Origin of the sequence: Labilithrix sp., assembly GCA_019637155.1 — a bacterium.
Taxonomy (GTDB): Bacteria; Myxococcota_A; Polyangia; order Polyangiales; family Polyangiaceae; genus Labilithrix.
Window position 1 is genome coordinate 299413 of sequence record JAHBWE010000005.1, and the last position, 16728, is coordinate 316140.

The 16728-nt window shown below is 70.4% G+C and carries 16 protein-coding genes; 10 read left to right on the forward strand and 6 right to left on the reverse strand.

All coding sequences use genetic code 11. The annotated features are described in order from the left end of the window. Positions 1 to 4: 4 nt before the first annotated feature. Both KF837_12235 and KF837_12240 read right to left on the reverse strand, forming a co-directional pair. On the reverse strand, positions 5 to 1675 hold the full coding sequence (locus tag KF837_12235; protein ID MBX3228080.1) for a hypothetical protein: 1671 nt from the start codon (positions 1673 to 1675) through the stop codon (positions 5 to 7). 12 nt (positions 1676 to 1687) lie between these two features. After that, positions 1688 to 3622, reverse strand: a complete 1935-nt coding sequence (locus KF837_12240; GenBank protein ID MBX3228081.1) for a sulfatase-like hydrolase/transferase — start codon at positions 3620 to 3622, stop codon at positions 1688 to 1690. 21 nt (positions 3623 to 3643) lie between these two features. On the opposite strand from KF837_12240, the gene KF837_12245 reads away from it, so the two are divergent. From KF837_12245 to KF837_12270, 6 genes are all read left to right on the forward strand, one after another. Then, entirely contained in the window at positions 3644 to 4186 is a 543-nt protein-coding gene (locus KF837_12245; GenBank protein MBX3228082.1) for an ureidoglycolate lyase, read from the forward strand. Between the two features lie 100 nt (positions 4187 to 4286). Next, a complete protein-coding gene (locus KF837_12250) occupies positions 4287 to 5567 on the forward strand; it encodes a hypothetical protein (GenBank protein MBX3228083.1) in 1281 nt (426 codons plus the stop codon). A gap of 48 nt (positions 5568 to 5615) precedes the next feature. Then, positions 5616 to 7223, forward strand: coding sequence for a hypothetical protein (locus KF837_12255; GenBank protein MBX3228084.1), 1608 nt, complete (start codon positions 5616 to 5618; stop codon positions 7221 to 7223). 21 nt (positions 7224 to 7244) lie between these two features. Then, positions 7245 to 7685 (forward strand): YeeE/YedE family protein, encoded by a 441-nt coding sequence (locus KF837_12260; GenBank protein ID MBX3228085.1) that lies wholly within the window; start codon positions 7245 to 7247, stop codon positions 7683 to 7685. After that, complete coding sequence (locus tag KF837_12265) at positions 7682 to 8137, forward strand: YeeE/YedE family protein (protein MBX3228086.1); 456 nt, start codon at positions 7682 to 7684, stop codon at positions 8135 to 8137. Before KF837_12260 ends, KF837_12265 begins: the two co-directional genes overlap by 4 nt. Before the next feature lie 16 nt (positions 8138 to 8153). Continuing rightward, complete coding sequence (locus KF837_12270; protein MBX3228087.1) at positions 8154 to 9149, forward strand: SDR family NAD(P)-dependent oxidoreductase; 996 nt, start codon at positions 8154 to 8156, stop codon at positions 9147 to 9149. A 1-nt stretch (position 9150) separates the two neighbouring features. Here KF837_12270 and KF837_12275 read toward each other — a convergent pair whose 3' ends face one another. Further along, positions 9151 to 9648 carry a hypothetical protein gene (locus KF837_12275; GenBank protein ID MBX3228088.1) on the reverse strand — a complete coding sequence of 166 codons (498 nt, stop codon included), beginning with the start codon at positions 9646 to 9648 and terminating at the stop codon, positions 9151 to 9153. A 104-nt stretch (positions 9649 to 9752) separates the two neighbouring features. Here KF837_12275 and KF837_12280 point away from each other — a divergent pair, with 104 nt between their 5' ends. The 3 genes from KF837_12280 to KF837_12290 all read left to right on the forward strand — a co-directional run bounded on the left by KF837_12280 (position 9753) and on the right by KF837_12290 (position 13396). Further along, positions 9753 to 10745 (forward strand): metalloregulator ArsR/SmtB family transcription factor, encoded by a 993-nt coding sequence (locus tag KF837_12280; GenBank protein MBX3228089.1) that lies wholly within the window; start codon positions 9753 to 9755, stop codon positions 10743 to 10745. Then, positions 10742 to 12055 carry an adenosylhomocysteinase gene (ahcY, locus tag KF837_12285; protein MBX3228090.1) on the forward strand — a complete coding sequence of 438 codons (1314 nt, stop codon included), beginning with the start codon at positions 10742 to 10744 and terminating at the stop codon, positions 12053 to 12055. The genes KF837_12280 and ahcY overlap by 4 nt, the downstream gene beginning before the upstream one ends. A 72-nt stretch (positions 12056 to 12127) precedes the next feature. Then, on the forward strand, positions 12128 to 13396 hold the full coding sequence (locus KF837_12290) for an AAA family ATPase (protein MBX3228091.1): 1269 nt from the start codon (positions 12128 to 12130) through the stop codon (positions 13394 to 13396). On the opposite strand, the gene KF837_12295 is transcribed toward KF837_12290, so the two are convergent. The 3 genes from KF837_12295 to KF837_12305 are packed head-to-tail and all read right to left on the reverse strand — an operon-like array spanning position 13393 to position 15799. Further along, complete coding sequence (locus KF837_12295) at positions 13393 to 13872, reverse strand: GNAT family N-acetyltransferase (protein MBX3228092.1); 480 nt, start codon at positions 13870 to 13872, stop codon at positions 13393 to 13395. The genes KF837_12290 and KF837_12295 overlap by 4 nt on opposite strands. Before the next feature lie 3 nt (positions 13873 to 13875). After that, positions 13876 to 15309, reverse strand: coding sequence for a phosphoglucosamine mutase (locus KF837_12300; protein ID MBX3228093.1), 1434 nt, complete (start codon positions 15307 to 15309; stop codon positions 13876 to 13878). A 4-nt stretch (positions 15310 to 15313) separates the two neighbouring features. Further along, positions 15314 to 15799: a YajQ family cyclic di-GMP-binding protein gene (locus KF837_12305; GenBank protein MBX3228094.1), complete on the reverse strand. Its 486-nt coding sequence runs from the start codon at positions 15797 to 15799 to the stop codon at positions 15314 to 15316. Here KF837_12305 and accD point away from each other — a divergent pair. Further along, positions 15798 to 16706 (forward strand): acetyl-CoA carboxylase, carboxyltransferase subunit beta, encoded by a 909-nt coding sequence (gene accD, locus KF837_12310; protein ID MBX3228095.1) that lies wholly within the window; start codon positions 15798 to 15800, stop codon positions 16704 to 16706. The genes KF837_12305 and accD overlap by 2 nt on opposite strands. The last annotated feature ends 22 nt before the right edge of the window (positions 16707 to 16728 follow it).

Sequence of the window (16728 nt, forward strand, 5' to 3'; positions counted from 1 at the left end):
CTTGCTACGGGCCGAAAATCCCGTCGAATGCCGCGCCGCTCGCGCCGTCGCCGATCGGCTTCTTCGTGTCGAGCTTGCTCGCGTTCATCACCTCGGACCCGTCGCCGTCGGCGCGCGTGAGAGCGGCGAAGAGCGCGCGGCGCTTGGTGCTCCCCCTCGAGCTGACGGAGACGCCGCGGAGCGGGAGCGCGCCGGGGATGACGCTCTTCTGCGCGGACACCCACTCCTTTCCGTCGCGCGAGACCTGCGCGTCGATCTGCGTGTCGGGGCCGGCCGTCTTCAGCTCGAGGCGCATGAAGTGGCTCGTCTCGGAGGAGAGGCCGAAGAGCGGCGCGGCGGTGTTCTCCGTCGTCGCGCCGTCGGTCGTCTTCCGCAGCAGGATGCGCGGCGGGCTCGAGTCGAACGGGCGGCAGAAGGCGACGCTGACCGCGCCGGGCGCGTCGGAGGCGCGCGCGACGAGGCACGCCTTCGCGTTGGCCTCGGTGTGCGAGCTCGGGACGGAGATCGCGGCGCTCCACGCTTCGTCCTTCGTGCTCTCGGCGAGCGCGAAGAAGGCGCTGTCCTTCGTGCTCCCCTGGTCGCCGCTCGTCGCGGTGACGCCGAGCACGTCGCCCGCCTCTTCGCGATCGACGCAGCCGTCGCAGAGGAACGGGAAGCCCTTGTTGCCGTGCGTCTTCGACCACGTGTCCTGTTCGAAGTTCGCTTTGTCGGTCGCGAGGTGCACCGCGCCCGTCTCTCTGCCGGCGGCGAAGTCGCCCGCGTTGTCGAGGCCGCCGCCGAGGCCGCCCTTGTAGAGGCGTCCGACGAGGCCCTCGTCGCGCATCGTCTTCGCGTGGGCGCGATCGTCGAAGGACATGTTGAAGAAGACGACGTCAGAGTGCTTCTCGTACTCCGCGGGCGGGCACGACGCGTTGAGGTCGGGCGCGAGGAAGACGAGGCGCTCGCTCGGCTTCGCGCCGCCGTACTTGCTCACCTTGCTGTTCGCGTCGCACTTCGAGCCGCCGGTGACGGTGAGCATGATCTTGCCGCGGAGCGCGCCGAGGGTGGGGAACGCGCACGGCGCGCCGACGGCGGCGCGCACGGTCGTCGCGCCGTCGCACTTCTCGATCAGGTCCTTCGGCGCGACGATGTTCTCGCGGCCGAGCGTCTTCTCCACGAGCGCGTCGAGGTCGGCGGGCTGGCGGTTCGCCTGGAAGTCGTCCTTCAGATCGATCCAGAGCGTGATGACCTCGTGCTTCGGCACCGCGGCGTGGAAGGCCGCGACCGCGCCGAGGCAGTCGCTGAGGAGCGTGCAGCTCGTGCTGTTGAAGCCGGGGATGTTCTCGTGGAAGACGAACCAGTTCCCGTTCGGCGCCGCGCCGCCCTTCTCGTTGTGGATGTCGAACTCGAGGCTCCGCACGCGGTGGTAGAGGAGCTGATCGAAGATCGGCTCGCTCCGCTCGTACGAGTTGTGGACGGACTTCATCACCGTCGCGTCGTACGGGATCGGCGCGCCTCCGCCCGGTCCGTCGTCGTCATCGTCGTCGTCGTCGTCGCCGATCGGGTCGCCGGGCCCGCCGCTGCTCTTCCCCGCGTCGCCGCCCGAGAGTGGATCGGGCGTCGTCTTCTGCCCTTCGTCGCTCCCGCAGCCATACGCGTAGAGCACGAGCGAAGCGAAGACCGAGAGCCGGCGCATCGCTCGAGGTTATCAGAAGGGGCGCTTCCCGAAGACCATGCCCTCGGCGAGAGGGAGGAGATCCGCGCACCGGGTGTTGACGTCGAGCGGGTGCTCTTCGTCCGGATCGGTCGCGACGTCGTAGCAGCTCCAGGCGCTGTCGCCCTGGTGCGCGATGAGCTTCCGGGTGCCGTTCATCGCGCCCCAGTTCTTGAACGCGCAGGCCCACAGCTCGGAGCAGTTCGTCATCTGGAGCGGCGTCTCGACCTTGGAGCCGCCGCGCATGAGCGAGGTGCCGGCCGTCTCTCTCATCAGGCTGGAGAGCTCCGGCGCGTCGAGGAAGCCGAGGAGGTCCATCGTCGTGGGGAACACGTCGAGGTGCGTGAGCGGCGTCGTCTTCAGCGCGGCGAGGCTCGCGCGCTCGTCGTCGGTGATCGTCCCCGGCGGCGCGTCGATCCAGAACGGGATCCGGATCTCCGGATCGAAGAGCGTGCCGGTGTGACCGACCGCGCCCTTCTCGCGCATCTGCTCGCCGTGATCGGACACGAACACGACGACGGTGCGCTCGGACTCGGGGCGCGTGCGGATCGCCTGGAGGAGGCGCGCGGTCGCCTTGTCCTGCATGTGGATCGAGTCCTGGTAGCGGCAGAGCGCGTCGTTGTCCTTGCCCGGCACCTTCGGGTCGTACTCGTCGCAGAACGGCATGTCGTCGCCGTCGACCTTGTACGGGAAGTGCGTGTTGGAGAGGTGCACGACCGAGAACCACGGCTCCTTGAGGTTCCCGATGTCTCCGATCACGTAGTCGACGAGCTTGCCGTCGTCGGCGCCCATCTCGTAGGTCGCGTCCTCTTCGATCTGCGTCGCGCTGATGTGGCGGCTCCACGGCTGCTTGCCGAGCCAGAGCCCGGAGTTGCCGAAGAGAAGGTGCTGCGACGTGTAATAGGCGCTCTCGACGCCGGCCGCCTTCGCGTACTCCCAGAGCAGCGGCGCCTCGTGGAGGTCCTGCCGCGAACGCGTCGGCAAGAGGCCGTTCCACATCACCGCGATCGAGATCGCGGTCGACGAGTCGAGCGCGCGCATCTGCGTCATCGGGATCCGGTTCGGGACGATGGGGTTCGAGAACGGCGTGAACGTGCAGTCCGGGTCGTACTCGACGCACACGCTCTGCGCGCGCACCGACTCGGTCACGATCATGAGGACGTTGCGCGGCCGCGAAGGCTTCGCCGTGAACGGCGGCACGGGCTTCGGGTCGCGCGGTCCGGGGTGGACGCGCTCGACCGTCTCGTTGTGCTCCCACAGCGCGCGCGAGAGCTGCCCCATCGCGGACACGTACATCATGTCGGGCGGCTGTCCTTGCTCCGCGCCGCGGCCGGGATCGACGTAGGCGACGAGCAGCGTCGCGACGAGCGCGACGTCGAGGAGCACCCACCCGCGCCGGCGGAGGCGCAGCGGCGCGAGGCGGCGCGCGACGATCGGCAGCGCGGCCGCGACGGTGAGGGCAGGGAAGAGCGCGCGGAAGAAGGTCCAGCGGTCGAACCACAGCTGCTGCCCGATGCTCGCGAGGAACGTCGTGCCCACGAGCACCGCGCGGTGGTTCATGTACGCGCCGTAGCGCATGTACGTGTAGTCCTGGCCTCCGACCGCGAAGAGCGCCGCGACGAAGAGGAGCAAGCGCACGGGCCAGCGCGCGAAGCCGCGCGTGCGCGTCGCCACCGCGAGGAGGCACGCCCAGATGACGACGCCGGCGGCGCCGCTCGCGCAGTAGAAGAAGACCTCCCACGCGTCGAAGGTCTTGAACCGTGCCGCGCGGCGCGCGAAGTCGAAGGCGATCACGGAGGCGGGGGCGAGCACGATGAGCGCGCGCGCGAGCCAGCGGCGGAGGCGCGCCTTCTTCTTCGCGCCGGGGGCGGCCCAAGGCCGAGCATGGGGCTCTGCCTTCTCCGCGGTCATGACGGCCGGGTGCTGCATCGAAAACGGCCCGACGATAGCATGGGCCGCGTGACCAACCTCATCGTCCCGCAGTCGCTGACCCCCGCCGCCTACGAGCCCTACGGCCGGGTCATCATGGCCTCGCCCCGCGGCGAGCCGGGCGCGGTGGCGAACCTGGGCACGGCGCTCCGTTTCGACGACGTCGTCGAGGTCGCGAACGGCCGCCCGGCGACCGCGACGCTGAAGGTGAAGGTCTTCCGCTCGAGCCCGGTCCCGTGCGAGCGCCGTCCGCTCGCGCTGCTCGAGAAGCATCCGCTCTCGACGCAGCTCTTCATCCCGATGAACGCGTCGCGCTTCATCGCCCTCGTCGCGCTCGGCGGCGACGCGCCGGACCTCTCCACCTTGAAGGCCTTCGTCGCCGAGGGCGCGCAAGGGATCAGCTACGCCCCCGGCGTCTGGCACCACCCGATGCTGACGCTCGACACGCAGACCGACTTCGTCGTCTTCGTCCACGAAGACGGCGCCGCGGAGGACTGCGTCGTCATCGATCGCAACGACGCCGCGTGGCCGGAGCTCGACCTCGGGACGCTCCGCCCAGCCTGACGGCTTGTCTATTATAATAGAGTGACGTATGTAATACGGGACGATGGGTCGCCGTTGGCTTGCGTTGCTTTGGTTTGCTGCAGGTTGTTCCTCTACTATCGTGAACGAATTGCCCGCGGAGGAGCCGCCGGCGGTGCCTCCGTCGCCGGCGCGGCCCGAGGTGAAGCTCGTCGATCCCGCGCCCGCGACGCCGGCGGAGCTCGCGCGGCGCTCGGCCGAGCGGTACGACGACAACGAGGCGGGCCTCGTCGGCGCGTCGCGCCTCGGTAGGTGGCTCGCCGGTTGGCCGGCGTCGAAGCCGGCGGGGGTGGAGGGCGATCTGGTCGTCCTCCAGCTCGACCCGGCGCTGGGGGAGCTGCCGTACGTCGCGGAGGCGCCCGGCGTGCGCGTCTACCACGCCGCCGAAATCACGCGCCTGCTCGAGCCGCGGAACGACGGCGTGACCGCGATCGGCACCGCCCCCGCGAACGGCGTGCGCATCGACAGCTTCATGCGCCGGTTCGACATCCACCCGAACCACGACTTCGTGCTCTTCGTCGCGGGGGAGGGCTCCGCGACGTCGCTCGCGACGCTCGCGCGCGCCTGGCTGTCGTTCCGCTATTGGGGGCTCGACCACGAGCGGCTCGGCGTCCTGAACGGCCCGGTGGCGAAGGTCGTGCCCGCGGGCCAGCGCCGCGCGACCGTCGCCGCGCACCCGTTCACCGGCACGAGGCGGATCGTGACGGAGGAGCGCGACCACTTCGCGCTCCTCGCCGACGTCGGCGCCGTCCGCGCCGCGATCGGGCGCGACCTCATCGTCGACGCCCGGCCGGCGGACGAGCACGCGGGGGCGGCCTTCGGCGCGAGCGCGCTCGACGAGACGTGCCTCGACGGCGCGCCGCTGTGCACGCCGGTCTTCTCCGGTCGCATCGCCGGCGCGCGGAGCCTGCCGTCGGCGTCGCTGCTCGAGGACGAGGGCGCCTTCAAGCCGCGCGACGCGATCGCGTCCCTCGTCGCCGCGGCGGGCGTCACGCCCGCGCGGACGGCGTACGTCTACGACCTCGAGGGCTACGGGAGCGCGCTCGTGGCGTTCGCCTTCCTCGCCGTCGTCGGTCAGCCCGCGCGCTGGTACGCGGCGTCGTACCTCGAGTGGGGAGCGCTCAACGCGTCCCACCCGGAGCCGGCGCTCCGCGCGCTCGCGGCGGAGAGCCCGTGGCGCACCGATCGCTTCCCGGAGCTCACCGAGGGCGCGAGCGCGTGGGCCGACGTCGCGCGCGGCGTCCGTCCGCTCGTCTTCGACGGCGCGGCCGCGCGCTCGACGCTCGTTCAAGAATCGGATGCAAAATACAAACAAAATCCACCTCCTCTTCCGGCCGTCGGCGCCGGTCAAGACGGCTGCTGACGTCCTCTCCGTGTCTTCGTCTCCCAACCTTTTCCTAGCGAGGAATCCATGAACAAGCCCCGTGCCCTCACCCTTCTGGTCTTTGCCGCCGCCGCCGTGAGCGTGACGTCGTTCGCGGCGTGCACGACCACGTCGATCAACAACGCCGCGAATACGGAGGACGCGGGCGTCACCCCGGACGCCGCGCCGGAGCTCGACGCGGGCGAGGACCCGGACGCCGACGCGGAGTCGGGGCTGCCTCCCGCCGCCGCCGTCGACACGCTCACGAACGAGTCGGCGGACGACTACGCGCACAACCGGTGGGGGCTCATCGAGGCCGACACGCTGAAGACGTACGCGACGACGTGGGCGACCGCGGACACCGCCGCGGCGACGGCGGCGCCGAACGGCAGGCCGGCGCACCTCTCCGCCGACGCGCGGCTCGTCGTCCTCCAGCTGAACGGCGCCAACCGCGCCGCGGGCGAGAACTTCGTGCCCTCGAACCCGAGCGGCAACGTCCACGTCTACGAGCTCGACGCGTTCCGGTTCAACGAGACGCGCGACACCGGGCTCGTCTCCAACTCCGTGCGCTACCAGGCGAGCGGTCCGACGACCGACGACTGGTTGTCGCGCTACGGGATCGATCCGAGCCGCGACTTCCTCGTCTTCGCCGCGGGCGAGAACGCCGCCGCGAACGGGGCGTTCTTCCAGGAGCTCGCGCGCGCGACGTACTGGCTGAGCTACTGGGGCGTCGAGCTCGACCACCTCGCGATCGTCAACGGCTCGCTGCAGAAGAACTACACCGGCGCGCTCGGCAGCAACAAGACCCCGGAGAGCTCGATCTCGAACGACGGCTTCAGCGTCAAGTCGCTGCGCCGCGATCACACCGCGCTCACGCTGCCGCTCGAGGACTTCCTCGCGATCGTCGACGGCCAGCTCTCGGCGCCGAACGTCGTCGGCGGCTTCGACAAGCAGTTCATCATCGACGCGCGGCCGACGGGCCAGTTCGATCGGACGACGACGACGGCGTCGTTCTTCTCGACCCACCCCGGTCAGTTCATCACGACGGCGTGGAGCTCGACCGGCGCGCCGAGCGAAGACGCGACGGGGCAGGGGAAGTCGTACGTGCTCTACGAGGGGCACGTGAAGGGCGCGGTCAGCTTCCCGTGGGCGAGCCTCGTCGAGGACGCCGGCGGCGCGAACTGGAAGTACAAGAGCAAAGCCCAGCTCGCGCAGATCTTCACCGACGCGGGCTACGCGCCGGCCGATCGCGCGACCAAGGTCGTCGTCTCGCAGTGCCGGACGAACTTCGAGGTGCAGGTGAACGGCTTCGCGTCACGCGTCATCCTCGGCTACCCGACGGTCCACTTCGACGGCTCGCTCGTCGAGTACTTCTCGCTCGTCTCCGAGCACCCCGACGCGGCGAAGAACCTCGCGCCGGCCGATCCGGCGTACAAGTATCGCACCGACACGGCGACGCGCAGCCAGCGCTACGAGGCGAGCGCGACGGCGGGCCAGCCGCCGACCACGACCGAGAGCGACACCGGCGTGACGGCGTACAACGTCGCGAGCGGCACGACGGCGACCGATCGGAAGGTCGATCAGGCGGTGATCGACCGGAACGCGACCACGACGCGCAAGGCGCTCGACGAGGACCGCGAGTACAAGCGGCGCTGACGCGTACGCGCGAGGAGACCCATGCACGACTTCACGCCCATCCCCGCCCTGATCGGCGGCGTCCTCATCGGCCTCGCGGCGTCGATCCTGCTCTACACGCACGGCAAGGTCGCGGGCATCAGCGGCATCTTCGGCAGCCTGTTCCTCCGCGGACAGGCCACCGCGTTGCGCGTGTCGTTCGTGCTGGGGCTCCTCGCGAGCGGGCTCCTCGCCGCGCTCGCCGCGCCGGGCGCGTTCGCGGACGCGCCCGCGCGCCCGCTCGGCCTCACCGTCGCCGCCGGCCTGCTCGTCGGCTTCGGCACGCGCCTCTCGGGCGGGTGCACGAGCGGCCACGGCGTCTGCGGTTCGAGCCGCCTCTCCGCGCGCTCCCTCGCGGCGACGCTCACGTTCATCGCGTCCGGCGCCGCGACCGTGTTCGTCGTCGACCACATCGTCCTCGTCCTCCTCGCGAGGCCGTCGTGACGGCGCGGGCGCGCGACGTCGCGATCGGCCTCCTGACCGGCGGGCTCTTCGGGGTGGGGCTCGTCGTGTCGGGGATGACGAAGCCGGCCAAGGTGCTCGGCTTCCTCGACGTCGCGGGCGCGTGGGACGCGAGCCTCGCGCTCGTGATGGTCGGCGCGATCGGCGTCCACGCCGCCGCGTACCAGTGGCTCCGCCGCCGCGGCGCGCCCCTCTTCGCGCCGCGCTTCGACCTCCCGTCGCGCACCGGCCTCGACGCCCCGCTCCTCGCCGGCGCCGCGATCTTCGGCGTAGGTTGGGGCCTCGGCGGCTTCTGCCCCGGCCCCGCGCTCACGTCCGCCGCCGCCCACGCCCCCGGCGCCGTCGCCTTCGTCGCCGCGATGAGCGCAGGCATCGTGCTCCGCCACCACCTCGCGCCGCGGACGCGCTCGGGCGACGAAGCGCCAGCCGAATAGCGGTAAGCTGGCCGCGATGGCTCGCGATCTCGGAAACGTGCTGGTGACGGGGGCGGATGGCTTCATCGGAAGTCACCTCGTGGAGCGCCTCGTCGAACGCGGCGAGAAGGTCACGGCGCTGTGCCTCTACAACTCGAATGGTCACCATGGGTGGCTCGAGCCGATCGCGAACGCGCCTCCCAAGAACCTCCGTGTCGCCCTTGGAGACGTTCGCGATCCGTTCTTCGTCGACGACCTCGTACGCGGGCACGACACCGTGCTGCACCTCGCGGCGCTCATCGCGATCCCGTATTCGTACGACGCGCCGGAGAGCTACGTCGCCACGAACATCAACGGCACGCTGAACGTCGCGAAGGCGTGCCTGACGCACGGCACGAAGCGCCTCGTTCACACGTCGACGAGCGAGGTCTACGGGACGGCGCGCTTCGTCCCGATCACGGAGTCGCATCCCCTCCAGCCGCAGTCGCCGTACTCCGCGACGAAGATCGCGGCCGACATGGTCGTCGAGTCGTTCTATCGATCCTTCGGCCTCCCCGCCGTGACGCTCCGCCCGTTCAACACGTACGGCCCGCGGCAGAGCCTGCGCGCCGTGCTTCCGACGATCGCCGCGCAGCTCCTCGCGGGGAGGACGTCGCTCTTGCTCGGCAACCTGACGCCGACGCGCGACTTCAACTTCGTGAGCGACACCGTCGAGGCGTTCCTCGCGATCGCGGAGGCCGACGACTCGGTCCATGGTGACGTCTTCCAGACCGGGACCGGCGTGGAGGTCTCCGTCCGCGACGCCGCGCTCGCGATCGCGAAGGAGATCGGCGTGGAGGTGACGTTCGAGGTGGAGGCGGACCGCCAGCGTCCCGCGCTGAGCGAGGTCGAGCGGCTCCTCTCCGACGCGACGAAGCTACGCCGGAAGACCGGCTGGTCGCCGAAGGTGGACTTCGCTGCGGGCGTCGCTGCGCTCGTCGCGTGGCTCCGCGGTCGTTCGGACCTCGCGCGCGCGGCGACCTACCAGAAGTAGCTCACGGCATCTGGCAGCGGTGGTCGACGCAGAGCGGCGGCGGCGGAGCCTCGGCGCAGTCGAGGGGCGGGCAGGGGGTCCAGCCTTGCGGCGACGGTTTGCGCGTTCGCTGGTGCGCCTCGCAGCGCGGACCGAGCCTCTTCGCGGACGCCTTGTCGAGGACGACGACGTCGCGGCACGTCGACGGGTTGCAGCATACGAGCGGTCCGTCGAGCGTCGTCATCATCGCGACGCAGTCGGCGTTCGTCTTGCACGCGGAGCTGAGCGCGACGCCGGCGAGAGCGGGATCACGCTTGTCGAGCGGGACGTCGTTCCACCGCGGCGCGGCCGGCGCCGGCGGCGGCTCAGGCTCGGGCTCGGGCTCGGGCTGAGGCTCGGGCTCGGGTGCGCGCGGCGACGGAGGCTCCGGAGGAGGCTCGGGCGGGCCGCTCGGCGCCGCGCTTGGCGAAGCGGGCTGGGCGCAGGCGATGAGCAGCGTCGCGAGGAACCATCGGAGCATGGCCAGCTATTGTAGTGAAAGGTACGCACAAACGCGATTGGCCGACAAAACTTGGTCAAACGACCCATCTTGCGTTCATTCGTATGGGCGAATATATAGAAGCGATGGTCGCCACGGCGGCAGCTTCGACGACGCGCTGGGAGCTCTATCGCGTGCTCGCCGAGCCCGTACGGCTCAAGCTCCTCGCGCTCGCGGCGGAGGAGGAGCTCGCGATCGGGGAGCTCGCGGAGTTGCTCGACGAGAGTCAGCCGAACGTCTCGCGGCACGTCGCGCCGCTGAAGAGCGCCGGGCTCCTCCTCTCGCGCAAGCAGGGCACGCGCGCGCTCGTCCGCATCGCGGAGGCCGCGTCGGCCGATCCCGTCGTCGCCGACGCGCTCGCGAGCGGGCGCGCGCTCTGCGAAGGCGACGGCTCGCTCGCGCGCGTCGCCGAGGTGCTGCGCGAGCGCGATCGGGTCGGGCGCGAGTTCTTCGCGCGGGAGCAGGGGGGCGCTCGGTCTTCCGAGCGCGGCGCGGGGCTCGAGCCCGCCGACGCGAGCGCCGCGTACATCGCCGCGCTCGCGCGGCTCCTGCCCGCGCGGAAGCTCGCGGTCGACGCCGGCACCGGCGACGGCGCGCTCCTCGACGTGCTCGCCCCTGCTTTCGAGAAGGTCATCGCGGTCGATCGCTCCGAGCTGCAGCTCGAGCGCGCGCGCGCCCGCGTCGCCGCGCGCGGCTTCGTGAACGTGCGCCTCCTCAAGTCCGAGCTCGGCGCGGCGGAGCTGCTCGAGCACGTGGGCGACGGCGCTGACGTCGTGTTCGCCTCGCGCTTCTTGCATCACGCGCCGCGGCCGGTCGACCTCGTGACGCAGCTCGCGCGCCTCGCGCGGCCGGGCGCCGCCGTCGTCGTCATCGACTACGCGCGCCACGACGACGAGTCGATGCGCGACGAGGCCGACCTGTGGCTCGGGTTCGAGCCGGACGAGCTCCGCCGCTTCGCGCGCGAAGCGGGCCTCTGTGACATCGACGTGATTCGACTGCCCGCCGCGTGGTGCGGGAAGGGCAAAGACGCTCACCTGCCGTGGCAGGTGCTGATCGGGAAAAGGAAAGACAAGCCATGAGCAACACGAACTACAAGGTCGCCGACATCAAGCTCGCTGACTGGGGCCGCAAGGAGATCGAGATCGCCGAGAGCGAGATGCCCGGCCTCATGGCGATCCGCAAGGAGTACGGCCCGTCGCAGCCGCTCAAGGGCGCGCGCATCGCGGGCTGCCTCCACATGACGATCCAGACCGCGGTCCTCATCGAGACGCTCACCGCGCTCGGCGCCGAGGTCACCTGGACCTCGTGCAACATCTTCTCGACGCAGGACCACGCCGCGGCCGCGATCGCGGTCACCGGCGTCCCCGTGTTCGCGTGGAAGGGCGAGACCGAGGCCGAGTACGAGCAGTGCATCGAGATGCAGCTCAAGGCCTTCAAGGACGGCAAGGGCCCGAACATGATCCTCGACGACGGCGGCGATCTCACGATCATCGCGCACGAGAAGCACCCCGCGCTCTTCGACGGTCCGGACGGCATCAAGGGCATCTCGGAGGAGACGACGACGGGCGTGCACCGCCTCTACGAGATGGCGAAGAAGGGCACGCTCAAGGTCCCCGCCTTCAACGTCAACGACTCCGTCACGAAGTCGAAGTTCGACAACCTCTACGGCTGCCGCGAGTCGCTCGGCGACGGCCTCAAGCGCGCCACCGGCGTCATGTTCGCGGGCAAGGTCGCGGTCGTCGCGGGCTACGGCGACGTCGGCAAGGGCTGCTGCCAGGCGCTCCGCGGCCTCGGCGCGCGCGTCCTCGTCACCGAGGTCGACCCGATCTGCGCGCTCCAGGCCTCGATGGAGGGCTACCAGGTCACGACGATGGAGGAGGCGGCGCCGCAGGCCGACATCATCGTCACCGCGACGGGCTGCTCCGGCATCGTTCGCCCCGAGCACATGAAGGCGATGAAGGACCAGGCCATCCTCTGCAACATCGGCCACTTCGACTGCGAGATCGACGTCGCCTGGCTCGAGAAGAACCCCGAGATCAAGGAGGTCAACATCAAGCCGCAGGTCGACCAGTTCGTCTTCCCGGACGGCAAGCGCCTCACGCTCCTCGCGCGCGGCCGCCTCGTGAACCTCGGCTGCGCGAACGGCCACCCGTCGTTCGTGATGAGCTCCTCGTTCTCGAACCAGACCCTCGCGCAGATCGAGCTCTGGAAGAACTCCTCGAAGTACGAGAAGAAGGTCTACACCCTCCCGAAGCTGCTCGACGAGAAGGTCGCCGCCTTCCACCTCGGCAAGCTCGGCGTGAAGCTCACGAAGCTCACCGCGGACCAGGCGAAGTACCTCGGCGTCTCGGTCGAGGGCCCCTTCAAGCCCGAGCACTACCGGTACTGATCGCCGCGCGGGCCGGCGTGTCGTCACGGTGACCTCACGCCGGCCGGCGCTGTCACGTGCTATCCCTCGCGCATGCGGCTCCGCGGACTCGTCTTCGAGCGACTCGCGACGTTCGAGCGAGCGGAGGTCAACTTCTGCGACGAGACGGGCGCGCCGCTCGACGCGATCGTCCTCGTCGGCGAGAGCGCGGCGGGCAAGACGATGCTTCTCCGCACGATCGCGGCGATCCTCGCCGAGGCGGCGGGCGCCGCGTCGGAGCTCGACGCGAGCGACGTCCGTCGCGGCGCAGAGGACGCGCGCTGCCGCGTCGTCCTCGACGAGGCGATCGACGGCCAGCGCGTGATCGTGACGCTCGAGAAGGAGCTCCCGCGGGAGGGCTGGAGCCGGCTGAAGGGCCTCCCCGCCGCGTCCTTCGAGCGCTGGAGGACCGCGCTCGCCACGAGCGCGCCGAACGCGGCGTTCGCGGTCGCGCCGAAAGACGACGGCGACGAGGACGAGGGCGACGAGGACGACGGCGATGACGACACGGGCGACCCGCTCGTCGCGTGGGTCGCCGCCGCGCCGCGCGAGCGGGTCGCGCCGGTCCTCGATCGGGTCCTCTGGCCGTATCGGTTCGAGCGGGTCGAGGACGGCGTCCTCTACTTCGAGACGCCGACCGGCGAGGCGCGCGCGACCGAGCTCGGCGAGGCGTTCGAGTCGGTCCTCGTGATGACGCTCGAGCTCCTCCGCCTCTCGCACGACCGCGCCGGCGCGGAGCTCGCGTACGTCATCGACGACGTCGACAAGCACCTCCATCCGCGCTGGCAGTCCCGCATCCTCGGCGACTTCCGCCGCGCGTTCCCCACCGTGCAGATCATCGCGTCGACGCACTCGCCGTACGTCGTCGCCTCGGTCGATCCGTCGCAGGTGTTCCGGATCGAGGACGGCGTCGTCACGCGCGTGAGCGAGCGCGTGCAGAAGGGCTCCGCCGTCGCCTCGGTGATGGACGCGGCGTTCGGCGCCCCCGACCTCCCGGGCCCGCGCTGGACGAGCGCCCCCCCGCGCGCGCTCCGGAGCGAGGTGATCGGCGCGCTGCTCCCCGATCTCGGTCGCGGCTCGGTCGTCTACGTCCTGCCGGAGCCGCTCCACGCGCGGAGCGCGGTCGACGCCTTCGGCGAGCCCGCGCTCCCGAACGCCGACGCCGTCACCGGCTGGCTCTTCTTCATCGACCGCGAGCCAGGCGTCCCATGGGGCCACCCCTGCGAATACGTCTTCCGCGCCCCCGACGGCACCCTGACCCGCCGCCGCGCGATCTGGCCCCCGGCGGGGATCGACAAGTTCGTCCCGATCTTCTGGAGCTAATCACGCGCGAGGGCCGCGAGCGCGTCGCCCTCGAGCCGGACCGTGAGCCACTCGCGCGTCACCTTCGCGCCGAGCTTCTCGTAGAAGTCGATCGCCGGCTGGTTCCAGTCGAGGACTTGCCAGACGAAGCGCGGACACTCGGCCGCCACCGCCGCCCGCGCGAGCGCGCGCATGAGCGCGACGCCCGCGCCGCGCCCGCGGTGCGCCGGCCGCACGAAGAGGTCCTCGAGGTAGAGGCAGCGACGCCCGCGCCACGTCGAGTAGCTGAAGAAGTAGAGCGCGAACCCGATCGGCTCGCCGCCGTCCTCGGCGATCAGAACATGGAACGCAGGTTCATCGCCGAATCCGTCACGGAGGAGGTCCTCCGCCGTCGCGACCGCGGCGTCCGGCTCGCGCTCGTACTCGGCCAGCTCGCGGATCAGCGCGAGGACGACCGGGACGTCGTTCGCCGTTCCGGGACGGACCCTTGCCGCCACGCGCTACGCCCGCGCGTCCTTCTGCGCCGCGCCGGCGAGGTCCTTCGCCCATATGCGGAGCTGATCCTCGTCCGGACCCTCGAGCATGATGCGGAGCTTCGGCTCGGTGCCGCTCCAGCGGATCAAGACGCGCCCGTCGTCGCCGAGCTCCTTCGTCACCTTCGCCGTGCTCGCGCTCAGCGTCTTCATCTCGTCGAGCGGCCTCCGCGCCGGCAAGGTCACGTTCTCGAGGACCTGCGGGACGCGCTCCATCGCCTCCTTCGCGAGCTCCGACAGCGGCCGCCCCGTCCGCACCATGATCGCGAGCACCTGCAGCGCCGCGACGATGCCGTCGCCCGTCGAGGCGTGGTCGAGGAAGATGAGGTGGCCCGACTGCTCGCCGCCGAGGTTGTAGCCGTTCTTCCGCATCGCCTCGACGACGTAGCGATCGCCGACCTGCGTCCGAACGAGCTTCGCGCCGCGCGCCTCCATCGCGCGCTCGAGCCCGAGGTTCGACATGACCGTCGCGACCAACGTGTTCTTGCCGAGCTGGCCGTCGTCCAGGAGGCGCGACGCGCACATCGCCATGACGACGTCGCCGTCGACGATCTGGCCCTTCTCGTCGATGACGATGAGCCGATCGGCGTCGCCGTCGAGCGCGATCCCGATCTGCGCGTACTTCTTCACCACCTCGGCGCGCACGTTGTCGGGGTGGAGCGCGCCGGCGTCCTTGTTGATGTTCACGCCGTTCGGCTTCACCCCGATCGACGTGACCGATCCGCCGAGCTCGGTGAACACCAGCGGCGCGACCTTGTACGCGGCGCCGTGGGCGGCGTCGACGACGATGCGCACACCGTCGAGCGTGAGCCCGCGCGGGAACGTCGTCTTCGCGAACACGACGTAGCGCCCGCCCGCGTCCTCGAGCCGCGAGGCCTTGCCGATGCCGGGCCCGGTCGGCCGCGCGAGCGTCTCGGTCGCCATCAGCCGCTCGATCTCCGCTTCGCGCTCGTCCGGCAGCTTGAACCCGTCGGGCCCGAAGATCTTGATCCCGTTGTCCTGGTACGGGTTGTGGCTCGCGCTGATGACGATGCCGGCGTCGGCGCGCATGCTCACGGTGAGCTGCGCCACGGCGGGGGTGGGGATCGGACCGCACAGGATGACGCGCGCCCCCATCGACGTGATGCCGGCCGCGATCGCCTGCTCGATCATGTACCCGGAGAGCCGCGTGTCCTTGCCGATCAGGATGCGCGGCACGTGCGCGAACCGCGTGCCCTGCCGCGCGACGTGCGCGACGGCCTTGCCGAGGTTCATCGCGATCTCGGGCGTCATCGGCCACTCGTTCGCGGTGCCGCGGATGCCGTCGGTGCCGAAGAGCTGCCGCACCGGAGCGGGCTTCGCGGGCGCGGCGTGCTTCTCGCTCGCGCCGTTCGTCTTCGTGGTCGTCTTTTTCGCTGCCATCTGGTCAGTCCCTGAAGTTGACGAACGAGAGCTCGATGTCGAGGTCCATTCCCCGCACGAGCGCGATCGCTTTCTGGAGGTCGTCCTTGTTCTTCCCGGTCACGCGCACCTGCGCGTCCTGGATCGCCGACGTCACCTTGAGCTTCGCGTCCTTGATCGCCGCCACGATCTTCCGCGCCGGCTCGGCGTCGATGCCCTCTTTCACCTTCGCGAGGATGCTCGCGCCGCCCTTCGACGTCTTCCTCGGCTTCTCGACGTCGAGGAACTTGAGGCTCACCTTCCGCTTGATGAGCTTCTCCTGCAGCACGGTGAGCCCCGCCTTGGCGCGGTCCTCGCTGTTCGACGTCACGGTGATGCCCTCGGCGTTCTTCACGACCTCGGTGCCGGTGTCCTTGAAGTCGAAGCGCTGCGCGATCTCTTTCTGGGCTTGGCCGAGGGCGTTGTCGACCTCGTGCCAGGGCACCTTCGAGACGATGTCGAAGCTCGGCATGAGAGGGCTCGCAGGATACCAGACATGCTGCTATTTCGACCCCGTGAGCGATTGGCCCGACAAAAAGCCCGGCGGCCTCGACGCGAGCGAGAAGACGAGCTTCGCGAAGGGCGTCTTCCGCAAGTGCGACGGCTGCGGCGAGACGATGGCGGCGGAGGCCTTCGAGAAGAACTTCGAGGTCTGTCCGCACTGCGGCCAGCACCACAAGCTCGCGGCCGCGCGCTGGCGCGAGCTCCTCCTCGACGACGGTCGTCTCGACGAGTGGGACGCCGGCCTCATCCCCGACGATCCGCTCAAGTTCAGCGACGGCAAGTCCTACCCCGACCGCGTCGCCGCCGCGCAGAAGAACACGCGCACGAAGGACGCGATCCAGATCGGCGCCGCGCGCATCGACGGCATCCCGGTCGCCTACGGCGCCTTCGTCTTCCATTTCATGGGCGGCTCGATGGGCTCCGTCGTCGGCGAGAAGATCGCGCGTCTCTTCGAGCGCGGCGCGGAGCGTCGTCTCCCGGTCGTCCTCCTCCAGACGAGCGGCGGCGCGCGGATGCAGGAGGGCATTCTCTCGTTGATGCAGATGGCGAAGACGGTCGCCGCGCGCGAGCGCCTCCGCGACGCCGCGGTCCCGTTCATCTCGGTCCTCCTCGGCCCCACCACCGGCGGCGTCGCCGCGAGCTTCTCCTTCCTCGGCGACGTCAACGTCGCGGAGCCCAACGCCCTCATCGGCTTCGCGGGCCCACGCGTCATCGAGACGACGATCCGCCAGAAGCTCCCCGACGGCTTCCAGTCGAGCGAGTTCCTCCTCGACCACGGCATGGTCGACCGCATCGTCCCCCGCGCCGAGATGAAGACGGAGCTCGCGCTCCTCGTGAGCCACCTCAGCCGCGACGCCCACACCGCCCTCGCGTGAAGCGCCAACTCGAAGCGCTCTA

Bases quoted from the DNA above. Each gene is read 5' to 3' on its own strand.
- KF837_12235 (MBX3228080.1), bottom strand. From the start codon at position 1,675: ATGCGCCGGCTCTCGGTCTTCGCTTCGCTCGTGCTCTACGCGTATGGC.
- KF837_12240 (MBX3228081.1), bottom strand. From the start codon at position 3,622: ATGCAGCACCCGGCCGTCATGACCGCGGAGAAGGCAGAGCCCCATGCT.
- KF837_12245 (MBX3228082.1), top strand. From the start codon at position 3,644: ATGGGCCGCGTGACCAACCTCATCGTCCCGCAGTCGCTGACCCCCGCC.
- KF837_12255 (MBX3228084.1), top strand. From the start codon at position 5,616: ATGAACAAGCCCCGTGCCCTCACCCTTCTGGTCTTTGCCGCCGCCGCC.
- KF837_12260 (MBX3228085.1), top strand. From the start codon at position 7,245: ATGCACGACTTCACGCCCATCCCCGCCCTGATCGGCGGCGTCCTCATC.
- KF837_12270 (MBX3228087.1), top strand. From the start codon at position 8,154: ATGGCTCGCGATCTCGGAAACGTGCTGGTGACGGGGGCGGATGGCTTC.
- KF837_12275 (MBX3228088.1), bottom strand. From the start codon at position 9,648: ATGCTCCGATGGTTCCTCGCGACGCTGCTCATCGCCTGCGCCCAGCCC.
- KF837_12280 (MBX3228089.1), top strand. From the start codon at position 9,753: ATGGTCGCCACGGCGGCAGCTTCGACGACGCGCTGGGAGCTCTATCGC.
- ahcY (MBX3228090.1), top strand. From the start codon at position 10,742: ATGAGCAACACGAACTACAAGGTCGCCGACATCAAGCTCGCTGACTGG.
- KF837_12290 (MBX3228091.1), top strand. From the start codon at position 12,128: ATGCGGCTCCGCGGACTCGTCTTCGAGCGACTCGCGACGTTCGAGCGA.
- KF837_12300 (MBX3228093.1), bottom strand. From the start codon at position 15,309: ATGGCAGCGAAAAAGACGACCACGAAGACGAACGGCGCGAGCGAGAAG.
- accD (MBX3228095.1), top strand. From the start codon at position 15,798: ATGAGAGGGCTCGCAGGATACCAGACATGCTGCTATTTCGACCCCGTG.
- KF837_12305 (MBX3228094.1), bottom strand. From the start codon at position 15,799: ATGCCGAGCTTCGACATCGTCTCGAAGGTGCCCTGGCACGAGGTCGAC.